Consider the following 11,996-nt stretch of genomic DNA (forward strand, 5'->3'; position numbering starts at 1 on the left):
TCAGTCGCTTTTGCGGCTTCCAGCCGCATTTGCGGATGCCACTCGCTGGCGCGGCTTCCCCGCTACGATACCAAGCCCGCATGATCCACTACAGGCCTTCCGACGCATCCCTGTTCAGTCTCCGATCCGGACCGCCTTCAACCGGTTGTTGTAATGATCACTGACGAGCAGGACATCCTCACCATAGAAACACAGACCATTGGGCTGGTTCAACGGCGCCTCCCGCGCTGCCACGGGCTCGTCGCAGTCGCCGTATTCCCTGCTGCCGGCGATGGTTTCCAGGACGCCGTTCTCGGTTAGGCGACGTACCACGTTATTGCCGGTATCGGAAAAGTACACCCGCCCCCGCGCATCCAGGGCCAGGCCTCGGGGAACGGATATCACGGCCTGCGACGCCCTGGAACCATCGGGCGAATAGCCCTCTTCCCCGGTTCCGGCAAGGGTGGAAATTACCCCGGTATCGTCGTCCACCCGCCGGATCACATGATACCGGTCATCCGTGAAGTAGAGATGTCCGGAATCGTCCACCCGGATTGCCGTCGGCGAACCGATCCGCGCGCTGGTTGCGGGACCACCGTCCCCGGTATACCCGTGCAGGCCGACGCCCGCGACCGTGGTGATGATACCGGTTCTGGCGTCGACTCTCCTGATGCGCCCACAGCCCGCATCCCCGATGTATATGTCGTCGTTGGGTCCGTGGGTCACCGAGAGGACGTGCATCAGGCACGCGCTCAGGGCCGGCCCGCCGTCGCCCTTGTCCCACTGGAAGGCCGCGCCCGCCACGTTGTGGATCACACCGTCAAGATCCACGCGCCGCACGTGACCGTGCCGGGTATCGGCAATGACGATCCTCCCGGCGCGGTCCACCGAGACGTCGTGGGGATTCCCCAGGTGGGCGTCGACGGCCGGCCCGCCGTCGCCGCCATAAGCCCGCGCACCCGTCCCAGCGATCGTGCGGATCACTCCGGTTTCCGGATCGATCGACCGGATGCGCTGATTCCAGACGTCCGCGATGATAATCCGTCCATCCGGACCGACCGACAGGCCGCCGGGTCCGTTCAGAAAACCAGCGGTCGCGGTCTCCCCGTCGTGGACACTCGTGCCGCCGAGGACCGTGGTCACGGTCCCCGTTGCACCGTCGCAACGCCGCAGCCGGCCGGAGCAGTCGCCCCAGAAGACGGTGCCGTCCGGTTCGGCGCAGATCCCCGCTTCCACGGAATTGCACCGGGTGGCGACTCCCGGCAGCCCCTCCTCGCCGAAGCCCGGTTCGCCGGTACCCGCCAGCGTGCGGACGATACCCGTCTCCCGCTCCACCTTTCGTACGCGAAAGCCGTACTTCTCGCCGACGTAGAGATTATCGTGGACGTCCAGGCAGATGGCGTCCGGCATGAGCGTGCTTGCTTCCATGGCCGGCCCGCCGTCGCCGTTTGACGCGCGCTGGCCGGTTCCCAAGACCGTGTCGATGATCCCGGACTGCATGTCGATCTTCCGGACGCGATCGTTGGAATTGTCGCACACGTACAGGTCGCCCCGCGAATCGAAGGCGAGGTGTTCGGGATGATTGAATCCCGCGTCGCGGGCCGGCCCGCCGTCGCCGTGGTACCCGCCCAGGCTCAGTCCCGGGCCCGAGTACGGCCGGCTTACTCCCCGCTCGGAGGGATAATGCCGGGCGTGATGGCCGAAGACGGTCTCAACGATCCCGGTCCGGGCGTCGATACGCCGGATGTTGTTCGTCCACTCGCTGGAAAGGTACACGTTGCCGTCCCGGTCCACGGCCACACCGCAAGTGCAATCCAGCTCGGCGTCGACCGCAGGCCCTCCATCGCCGCCCCGGCCGACCCGGCCGTTGCCCGCGACGCGGGTGACGATTCCGGTCTCGTAATCGATTCGACGGATGGTGAAGTTGCCCAGATCGGAAAGATAGAGGTTGCCGTGCCGGTCCTGGTACAGGTCATGCGGATGGCGAAACCGCGCCTCGGCGGCCGGCCCGCCGTCGCCCGAGTCGCCCGCAATGCCGTCTCCTGCAAAGGCGTGGAGGATCCCGTCACGATCGATGCGCCAGATACGATGCCACTGGTAGTCGATCACGATCAGATCACCGTCGGGCCGGCGTACCACGCCCATCGGCCATCCCGCGTCGGCCTCCTTTGCCGGAATACCGGCGCGCTGGCCCACGCCGGCTATGACCAGGGATTCTCCGGCGGGCAGGTGCTTTAGTTTTTCGGTAATGCGCATGCGTGAGACGAGTAACCCGGCGTCCAATGTACCCGTGCGACGGGCGTCCAATGTACCCGTGCGACGGGCGTCCAATGTACCCGTGCGACGGACGACAGAGATCCGCCGATCGTGTATACTTAATTCTGCAGGTAATGATGTAAAGACGGCGGCCCAGACAGGCAGCCGCCAAGTCAAGATGGTACAGTTTCCACCCGGGCATGGCAACCGTTAAATGCAAATTGACAGCTTCACCTCGACCGGTTAACATACGACCCCGCACAGCCGGATTCGTTACGCTTCAGGACGTTCCCATTTCATTGGAAAAGGCCTTTCGCATGAACTATGATTTCGACCAGCGCATCATTCGCAACGGAACCAATTCGTACAAGTGGGACTTCGTAAAAAAGGACGGTGCCGTCGTTCCGTGGGACGAGACCGACGCCACGCGGCACGAGAAGCCCGTGCTCCCGCTTTGGGTGGCGGACATGGATTTCCCGTGCCCGCAACCGGTGGTGGACGCGGTGACCGAAATCGCCCGCATGGGTGTCTATGGATACACCTTCCCGCCGCCGTCCTACTACGATTCCGTGGTGAGATGGATGAAGCGGCGCCACAACTGGTTCGTCGATCCCGACACCATCTGCTTCACCCCGGGTATCGTACCCGCCCTGCACATGCTGGTTTCCGCCTACACGAAACCCGGCGACAAGGTGCTGGTGCAACCGCCGGTCTATTACCCGTTCTATAATGCGATAGAAAACCTTCAGACGAAGCCGGTGCTGAACCCACTCCGGTACCGGGACGGGCGCTACTTCATGGATTTCGACGACCTGGAAGTCAAATGCGCCGATCCGGAGGTCAAGCTGGCCATCCTCTGCCATCCCCACAACCCGGTCGGCCGGATCTGGACCCGGGAGGAGCTGCGGCGTTTCGGCCGGATCTGCATGGACAACGACGTATTGGTCGTATCCGACGAGATCCACGGCGACCTGATCCTGGGGAACCGGGACTTTACGCCGTACGCCACGCTGGGCGCGGAATACGAGGAGCGGTCGATCATCTGCACCTCGCCCAGCAAGACCTTCAACCTCGCCGCGCTGCAGGCGTCGAACATGATGATTCCCGACCCGGAACTCAGGGAGGCCTTTCAGCAGACCGTCCGCAGCGCCGGCATCTTCACGCTGAATCCCTTCGGTATCGCTGCCGTCGAAGCCGCCTATGACCACGGCGAGGAATGGCTGGAGCAACTGCTGGCCTACCTGGAGGGAAATTTCCGGTTTCTCGAATCCTTCTTCCGCGAGCGGCTGCCCGGCATACCCGTCATCGAAACCGAGGGCACCTATCTCGTCTGGGTGGATTTCACGAGCCTGGGGCTGGACAAGGACGCCCTCCAGCACCTCATGATGGAGGAGGCGCGCGTCTTTCTCGATGAAGGGTACATCTTCGGGTCGGAGGGCGAAGGCTTCGAGCGGATCAACATCGCCTGTCCCCGGTCGATCCTCGCCGAGGCGCTGGAAAGGATCGAGATGGTGGTGAAGGAGTTGGATTCGATTTAGAAACCATCGGTCACCCGCACCACGATCATACGGTTACTGCTTGAATATCGAGCTGGATCCACAGCGCGCCACTACAATATCTCTCCTCAATATCCCGCTATGTTTCATTTATAGTATCCGATTTAACGACTATTGTCATTCATATGGCTTTGTGTATCTTGTAGATACGACGAATCAACACCGCTGCCTGAAATGAAACAAATTAGGATGCGGTATGATACAGCCGGGCGCCGAATCTCTACGGAAGATCGCCGTTATCGGGCAGGGAACCGCAGGGTCCCTGGCGGCCGCCAGCGTAACGCGTGTTCACCCCGACGGCGACCACGAGCTGCACCACATCTATGACTCCCGCATACCGGTCATCGGCGTGGGAGAAGGTAGCTGGCCGAGCCTGGTGCAGGAATTGCAGAAACTGACGAGTCTGCCCCATGAGACCGTCCAGCAGCGCTTGAAGGGTACGCGCAAGTACGGTGTCGCATTCGAGGGGTGGGGCCGGCGCGACCGCGATTTCACCCACTACTTTACCCCACAGCAAGTGTCCTACGCCTACCACCTGTCCGCCGACCTGATGGCGGACCTTCTGCGCGAAGGCACGCGCGCGCACCATATCGACGCGAAGGTGCTCGACGTCACCAGGGTCGAGGATGGCGCGCAGGTGGAATTCGAGGGCCGGGTGCCGGAGCGATACGACCTGGTCTTCGACGCCCGCGGGTTTCCGAAAGAACTCCATCCCGAACGGCACATCGAAATTTCTTTCATCCCCACCAATACCGCCGTCATCCGGCGCTGCCCTGCAGTCATCGAAGAAGGGCGGAACGGACCGGTTCTGCAACATACCTACACCCGTGCGGTTGCGCGTCCGCACGGGTGGGTATTTGTTATACCGCTCACGGCGCACACATCCTACGGATACATCTTCAACCGCAAGGTATCCAGCCTTGAAGAAGTCGAATCAGACTTCGACGCGTTCCTTGAAACCGATGGCGTGTTGGAATTCGAGCAACGGGCCGTCATTCCCTTTCCGAATTTCGTCCATCGTCAGATTTACGACGGCGCGGTAGCCCGTATCGGCAACGCGGCGGCCTTCATGGAGCCACTCGAGGCTACGGCGATCGTATCTGCCCAACTGCAAATCGGGATGGTTCTCCAGACACGCCTGAACCGGCCTGCGGAGCATCTTGAGCGCGACGCGCCCGTGGTCAATCGGTTTCTCATCAATAACATGCTCTGCTACGGCCTGTTCGTAGGCTGGCACTATTCCTGTGGTTCGAAGTATAACAGCGAATTCTGGCGACTTGCCCGTGAACGTGCCTGGCCGCGACACCGCAAGGCAATGGACCCCGAGGCGGTGGACTGCGATGCGCTTGGAAAATTCGACGAAATGATCGAACTGCTGAACCGGCCGGTCATCGACAAGACCGACTGGAACCGGATGTGCGCGGTGCCGCTCACGAGTTATGCCCAGATGTCCCAGGGGCTGGGCTGGACCGCCTGCCAGACGCCGGTTTAAGAGCATTTTCAAGATTGTCCAAAGGATCAAGACCTGGTCCGCGCAATCAGAATCCGCCGCTTGCCACACGCGACATTGCTTGATCTGGATTGGGTATAACTTCATAATATGTATTAAATTAAAATGTCGTGAGGTTTTCTGTCATGCTGTTGTGCGGATTTCTATCTTGATCGACTACTATGAGGAGGCGATGCCAGCGTCGTGTTCAACAATCCATTAAACTCGTTTCATGATATGGTTGCCGAAGCAAAGGAAGAACGCGAGCAACTCGACCGGCTGCTGACGATTTCCACGCCGCGGGAGCGTCTGCTGGTCGCCGCGATTGCTCTTTTCCTTGGCGCCCTCCTGGCGTGGTTTTTCCTCGGCAGTGTGGCACGCAGTCTCGAGGTGGACGGCGTACTGATCGGACAAGGTGAAATCCTGCCCGATAGCAGGCAGTCCGTGCAGGCCCTCGTCTGGGTCAACAGCGAAATGGCTCCAGATATCGCGGCAGGGATGCCGGTGGTGATCGAGCCGAATGCGGCGGATGGAGAAACAGGCGCGCTGGGCGGAACGGTCAGGGCGATTGCCGCCGAACCCTTTTCGGGTGGTCCGGCAGCGTTCGAGACCGCGGCGCCGGTGTCCGTGCACCGCATCGATATAGCGCTCGAAACAGCGCTCGAAGAAAGTCCTGATCCGGATTCCTTTGCGGGCACGAAATGCCGAATTTTCATCGAGCTGGGCAGGCAGTCTCCAATCGAACTATTCGTGAAGCGGCGGGAATAGGATGCCGACGAGCACTTCCGATCGAGTCCAAAACAAGACCGCTCCGGACAAATCGGAACAGCGGATCACCACGCCCGTTCTGTTGCAGATGCATGCCTCTGAATGCGGCGCCGCCTGTCTCGGTATCGTCCTGGGCTACTTCGGGAGATGGGCGCCGCTTACCGAGTTGCGTGAGAAATGCGAGGTAAGCCGGGACGGCAGCAGTGCCGCAAGCATCCTGCGCGCCTCCAGGCACTTTGGTCTCGAATGTAACGGGCTCAGCGTGCGTGCCGATCAACTCAAAATGCTGGAGTTGCCTTTGATCCTGTTCTGGCAGTTCAGCCATTTCCTTGTGCTCGACGGATACGACAGCCGGTACTTCTACCTCAACGACCCCGCCACGGGGCGGCGCAGGGTTTCCGCTGAAGAGTTCGAGAAGGGTTACAGCGGCATTGCCCTTCGCTTCAAGCGCGGCGACGATTTCAGCCCCGGGGGCGAACAGCCCGACTTGTTCAGGCAGTTAAGCGCCCTGATCGCCGGATCATGGAGTCTGCTTACCGGCGTGGTTGCCTGCGGACTCATGTTGACGTTATTGACCCTGGTGATTCCCGCGTCACTCAGTGTTTTCGTCGACGAGGTCATGGAAAAGCATGGGGCCTGGGGCGGACTGGTAACCGCCTTGCTGGGCGGAGGGGTCCTTGTATATATCCTGTCCCTGCTCAAGCACCGTTTCCTCAAGCGGCTCGCGGTCCGGGTATCGGTGATCGGCTACAGCCGGGGAATGGCCCGGCTGCTGCGTCTGCCGGTAGCGTTTTTCGAACACAGGCTGACCGGCGATCTGACCGATCGCGTCTCGTCCACCGACAGAATCGCGAGGAACCTGGCGGACCAGTTCCTGGTACTCATCGTCGACATGGCCATGAGCGCGGTGTTCCTCGTCGCCATGTTCGCCTACGATGTCGTACTCTCGCTGATCGTGCTGTTTCTGGCGCTTCTGCACGCGCTGCTTGCCCGCTTTCTCAACGCCCTTCGGGCTGTCCGCAGTCAGACGATGAGGCGCCAGCAGGGACTGCTGATCGGACTCGGCATGCAGATGCTGAGTCACACGGACAATCTGCGTATGACGGGAGCGGATGACCGGTTTTTCTCGCGCTGGAGCGGGCAACAGGCCCGTGAGCTGCGGGCGCGCCAGCTTTACTCCGAACTGGGCTCCGTCAACACTTCGCTGCCGGGGCTGATCGACGCGCTGCGCGCCGCCGCGATTCTGGGCATCGGCGGCATGCTGGTCATGCATGGGGAAATGACGCTGGGTGCGCTGGTCGGCTTCTATATCCTGGCAGAGATGTTTCTGGCTCCCGTTGAGCGCTTCCTCGAGTTTGCCGAAAATCGCCAGGCCCTCGAAACCGATCTGCAACGGCTCGAGGACATCTCCGAAACCGACGAGGATCCCGTTTTCAGTCGCAGAAGTCCGGAATCGGAGTCGATCCCCACGTTCAACGGCCGGCTTCAGCTCGCTGGCCAGCTGGAACTGCGGAACATCACCTTCGGTTACAATAGAAGCCGACCCCCTTTGATCAAGGAATTCAACCTCGTGATCAAGCCAGGTCAGCGCGTTGCCGTGGTCGGTCCCAGCGGCTCCGGCAAGTCGACCCTGGCGCGGCTCGTTTCGGGGGTCTATCAGCCCTGGTCGGGCGAAATCATGTTTGATGATCATCTGCGGAACCAGATACCCGAGGAAGTGCTGCGGCAATCCATATCCATGGTGGACCAGGAGATCGTGCTCTTTTCCGCGTCCCTGCGCGACAATATCACGCTTTGGAATCCGGCCATCCCGGATGAAGTCCTCTTCGCCGCGACGCGGGATGCCCAGATTCACGACGAGGTCCTGCTCAGACCCCACGGTTATGCGACGCTCGTCGAAGAAGGCGGGGCGAATTTCAGCGGCGGCCAGCGGCAACGGCTGGAAATCGCCCGTGCGCTGGTGGGCAATCCGACGGTGCTCATCCTGGACGAGGCCACCAGCGCCCTCGATGCGGCCACGGAGGAATATGTCGATGATGCGTTGCGGCGACGCGGGGTCACCTGCCTGATCGTGGCGCACCGGCTGAGCACCGTGCGGGACTGCGATGAGATTATCGTGCTGGACAAAGGCGTCACGGTGCAAAGGGGCACGCACGACGAACTGATTGCCGATCGGGACGGCGTGTATTACACGATGGTAAGGTCGAACTGATGCAGCATACAAGTCCGCAATTCACATCACTAGCCGAACTCGCAGATCGATACGGCGAAACCGTGTTCTGTGCGGGCAACATGCCGGTAAACCTCGACGACCCGGACACCGCCTGGTTCATCGACCAGGGCGCCGTCAATCTGTTCCTGGTCGAATACCAGAACGGGGTGGAGCAGGCGGCGCCGCAGCATCTGCTGCGGCGGGAATCGGGCTGGTTACTGCCGGGTGTAGCACCAGATCGAGGCGACGCCGCGGAAGACACCACGCTCAGTATCATCGCCAGGGGTCTGCCGGGCACCCTGCTAAAACGTCTGCCGGCTTCCCTGCTGTCCCAGGTACACCCATCGGAGCTGGCGGTACAGATCGATACCTGGCTGTCCGCCATTACCGAAACACTGGCGCGTTTCGCCATCCCCCTTCCGCGGCCGACCGCGCTGGCCGAACCCGGCCTGACACAGACCCTCGCACCCAGTACGCTTTCCGTACGGCGCGGCGTGGTGTGGGTCTCTGAACCGCCGTCCGGCGCAAGCCTGTTCATGGGGATTGTCGACACGTCGGAACTTGCGGAGTCGGGCAGCTCCCACGAAGCGGTCATTCCGCTGACCCGGACGAGTTGGCTCACCTTGTTCGACGAGGCGACCCTTACCAGCCGCTCGACTGAATCACTGGCTGCGCAAGGCAAGCTGCTGCCGGCGCTCGCCTCCTTTCACGCAGTCGCATTCACCCTGGAACGCCTGAACCGGCGGCTGGTCGTGGTCGATGCCGTCAATCTCGAACGGGCGCGGACCGCAAGCCGTCGAACGGCCGAGAAAACCGCGCGGCAGCGGCTCTACAACATCTACGACCTTCCGATCGACCGGGAGACCGGCGTTGAGGACACGGCACTGGCGGATGCCCTGCAACTGATCGGACGTCATGAAGGAATCGATTTCAAAATCCCGGCGCGATCGGGTCAATCCGATTCTCCCGTCGGCCTCGTGGACATTCTTGACGCATCGGGCGTGCGCGCCCGGCGCGTGCGTTTCCAGGCCGATGACAACTGGTGGCACGGTGACAGTAACGCGCTGCTGGCATTTCGCGCGGAGGATGGACAGCCCGTAGCGCTGCTGCCGGGAATGATCGGACGGTACCTGGAAATCGATCCGGTCAGCAAACGCCGCGTCCGTGTTACAGCGGACCGTGCGGGTGCGCTGGCCGAGGAAGCCTGGATGTTCTATCAGCCCTTGCCGACGAGGGAAGTGAAACTGGTGGATCTGCTGGGAATCGCCCTGCGCGGGTCGGCCTCGGATTGGGCGCGGCTGTTGATTGCCGGGCTGCCGTACGGCGTGATCAGACTGCTGCCGGCGCTCGCGCTCGGTTACGTTGCGAATCACATATCGGCGGGCGGAAGCACCGGGGCACTCTATGCCGTCGCCGTGGCGATAGCGGCCTTCGGCCTGCTCGGCGCACTGCTGCACCTGCTTCAAAGCACGGCGATGATGCGGCTGGAGGGGCGCTCGGCATCCCGGGTCGAAGCCGCCTTCTGGGACCGTCTCATGCGCCTTCCTCCCGGTATTCTGCACCGCAACCCGGCCGGCGACCTGGCCATGTCGGGTATGACGTTCCAGAATCTCCGCGATGGATTGCGGGGCGTCGTCGCCAACGGCCTTCTGTCGATCATTTTTCTGCTTCCGGTTTTCGGAGTCATCTTCTTTTACGATGCCACCCTCGGTGTCATCACCCTCCTCTTCAGCCTGGCTTCGCTGCTGGTCACTGTCATTCTGGGGTTGCGCCAGATTTCACCGTACGGGTGGATGATCAGTGCGGCCCGTCGCGTCGCCGGCCGGCTTTTCCAGATCGTGGGAGGCATCTCCAAGCTGCGTATGGATAATGCAGAAGGGTCGGCTTACGCCATCTGGGCGCGGGACTATCGTGCGCAGAAGCGCGCGGAGATCGAACTGGACGCCCTTGAGGGACATTCTCGGGCATTTGGCGCCGCGCTTCCCTTTCTTGCCGCCGGTGTACTCCTATTCACGGTGATGGAGGCGGGAGACCGTAACATACCGGTCGGTGATTTTCTCGTCGTTTACACCGTCTTTATCGTCTTCCAATCCGCCATCTCCCGGCTCGGCGAGTCCTTCGGCGCCATCGCTTCCATGCTGCCGGCATTCCAGCAGATGCGCCCGCTGCTTTCGGCGGCACCTGAAACCGGGACGGAAGGAGAACCGGTCGAATACCTGGGCGGCGATATACTGTTCGACCGCATTTCCTTCCGCTACGATCCCGACGGACCGTTGATACTCGACGACGTCACGATTCGCGCCCGACCCGGCGAATTCGTCGCGATCGCCGGTGAATCCGGCGCCGGCAAGAGTACCCTGTTCCGCCTTGCCCTCGGTATCGACTGGCCGACAGCCGGTGCGGTGTATTATGACGGCCGCGACCTGAGGCACCTGAATCTGAAACAGGTGCGCCGGAAGATCGGTGCGGTTCCGCAGTCGGTCGGGCTCCATCCGCAGGACCTCTGGGATAATCTGGTCAGCCACCATGACGGCGTGCCGACCGATGAAGTCTGGGCGGCGGTGCGGACCGCCGAAGTCGAGGCCCAGATCAAGGCCATGCCCATGGGCATGATGACCATGGTGGGCACCAGCGGGTCCGTCCTGTCTGGCGGCGAGAGCCAGCGCATCACCATCGCACGCTCGGTGATAGGCAGCCCGCGAATCATGTTGTTTGACGAGGCGACGAACTGGCTGGACAACGAAAACCAGGCCAGCGTGATGCGCAACCTGGCCGCCCTGACTTCCACCCGCCTCGTCATTGCCCATCGCCTGTCCACGCTGGAACAGGCCGACCGCATCTACGTGCTGCAGGCCGGAAAAGTCGTACAAAGCGGTTCCTTCAATGAACTCAAGGAGACCGACGGGGTATTCAAGGAACTGATCAGAAGGCAAATCGCCTGACACGGATGCGCGGATAACTGATCGGCGGTTGACGCCCGTTCGGTCCGGACCCGTGTAAACGGAGCAGACATCCATGAAGAAGCCCTTGGACGCGGCTGAGTTCATTGTTTCCCGCGCCGGCGACGACGACGACTTCCGTGAACGCCTTCTCGCCCGGCCTAAAGAAACCATCGAAGCGGAACTCGGCGTGACGATGGCTGAAGACGACGAGATTCATGTGCACGAGGAAACCGCCTCCGCTACCCATATCGTCCTGCCGCCGCGCGGCAAATTCACCAGGGAAGAACGGGAGGAGGCGAGAACCGGCGCGTCGTCCCTCGCCTTTCTTCGCAAGACCATGTACGATCCCGCGCCGCCTCTTCGTCCGCCCGCGCTTCCGGGGGAGTGCGTCCGCGAGATCGGAGATACTACCGAGGCGCTTGCAGATGCGGGCAGAGAAAGCATTCGCCTTGGCCTCGACTTTCTGGAGTCTAAGATCGACGAGAACGGGGCCTGGCACTGCATTCGTTTCAACCTGGCCGATCCGAACGTGCCGCGACACTTCGAAAGACCGCCCTTCATATCGGCTTTCTGTGTACTTGCCCTGGAAAGTTGCCGGGAAGCGAAGGCCAGATCCATCTGCGCCGCGACCGGGACGTATCTTGCTGATACCATCGAATATCCCGGATTCTGGCGCTATTACCGACACCTTCCCCAGGATCTCGACAGCACCACGCTCTGTTCCCTGGTGATTGGAACGCACCCCTGGATTCTGCTGGGGAGGAACGTTCCGCGGATGCTGGCGAACCGCGACG

7 protein-coding genes are annotated in these 11,996 nt (G+C 61.6%); 6 read left to right on the forward strand and 1 reads right to left on the reverse strand.

The genetic code is table 11. The features are described 5' to 3' along the window. Positions 1 to 114: 114 nt before the first annotated feature. Positions 115 to 2,235 (reverse strand): hypothetical protein, encoded by a 2,121-nt coding sequence (locus tag OXG98_07125; GenBank protein MCY3771774.1) that lies wholly within the window; start codon positions 2,233 to 2,235, stop codon positions 115 to 117. Positions 2,236 to 2,552: 317 nt separating this feature from the next. Here OXG98_07125 and OXG98_07130 point away from each other — a divergent pair, with 317 nt between their 5' ends. The 6 genes from OXG98_07130 to OXG98_07155 all read left to right on the forward strand — a co-directional run. After that, complete coding sequence (locus OXG98_07130) at positions 2,553 to 3,773, forward strand: pyridoxal phosphate-dependent aminotransferase (protein MCY3771775.1); 1,221 nt, start codon at positions 2,553 to 2,555, stop codon at positions 3,771 to 3,773. Between the two features lie 214 nt (positions 3,774 to 3,987). Then, positions 3,988 to 5,283, forward strand: a complete 1,296-nt coding sequence (locus OXG98_07135) for a tryptophan 7-halogenase (protein ID MCY3771776.1) — start codon at positions 3,988 to 3,990, stop codon at positions 5,281 to 5,283. A 234-nt stretch (positions 5,284 to 5,517) separates the two neighbouring features. Further along, positions 5,518 to 6,048: a hypothetical protein gene (locus OXG98_07140; protein ID MCY3771777.1), complete on the forward strand. Its 531-nt coding sequence runs from the start codon at positions 5,518 to 5,520 to the stop codon at positions 6,046 to 6,048. Between the two features lies 1 nt (position 6,049). After that, the gene (locus OXG98_07145) at positions 6,050 to 8,260 is read left to right on the forward strand and encodes an NHLP family bacteriocin export ABC transporter peptidase/permease/ATPase subunit (GenBank protein MCY3771778.1); all 2,211 of its coding nucleotides are present in this window, start codon (positions 6,050 to 6,052) and stop codon (positions 8,258 to 8,260) included. Next, complete coding sequence (locus OXG98_07150; protein MCY3771779.1) at positions 8,260 to 11,202, forward strand: ATP-binding cassette domain-containing protein; 2,943 nt, start codon at positions 8,260 to 8,262, stop codon at positions 11,200 to 11,202. Before OXG98_07145 ends, OXG98_07150 begins: the two co-directional genes overlap by 1 nt. A gap of 73 nt (positions 11,203 to 11,275) precedes the next feature. Next, positions 11,276 to 11,996, forward strand: a 721-nt coding sequence (locus OXG98_07155) for a hypothetical protein (GenBank protein MCY3771780.1), incomplete at its 3' end; no start/stop codon positions are given.

Source organism: Gemmatimonadota bacterium (assembly GCA_026706345.1).
GTDB lineage: Bacteria > JAAXHH01 > JAAXHH01 > JAAXHH01 > JAAXHH01 > JAAXHH01.

Excerpts from the sequence above, each read along its gene's own strand:
- OXG98_07140 (MCY3771777.1), top strand. The coding sequence starts at position 5,518 with ATGGTTGCCGAAGCAAAGGAAGAACGCGAGCAACTCGACCGGCTGCTG.
- OXG98_07150 (MCY3771779.1), top strand. The coding sequence starts at position 8,260 with ATGCAGCATACAAGTCCGCAATTCACATCACTAGCCGAACTCGCAGAT.
- OXG98_07130 (MCY3771775.1), top strand. The coding sequence starts at position 2,553 with ATGAACTATGATTTCGACCAGCGCATCATTCGCAACGGAACCAATTCG.
- OXG98_07125 (MCY3771774.1), bottom strand. The coding sequence starts at position 2,235 with ATGCGCATTACCGAAAAACTAAAGCACCTGCCCGCCGGAGAATCCCTG.
- OXG98_07145 (MCY3771778.1), top strand. The coding sequence starts at position 6,050 with ATGCCGACGAGCACTTCCGATCGAGTCCAAAACAAGACCGCTCCGGAC.
- OXG98_07135 (MCY3771776.1), top strand. The coding sequence starts at position 3,988 with ATGATACAGCCGGGCGCCGAATCTCTACGGAAGATCGCCGTTATCGGG.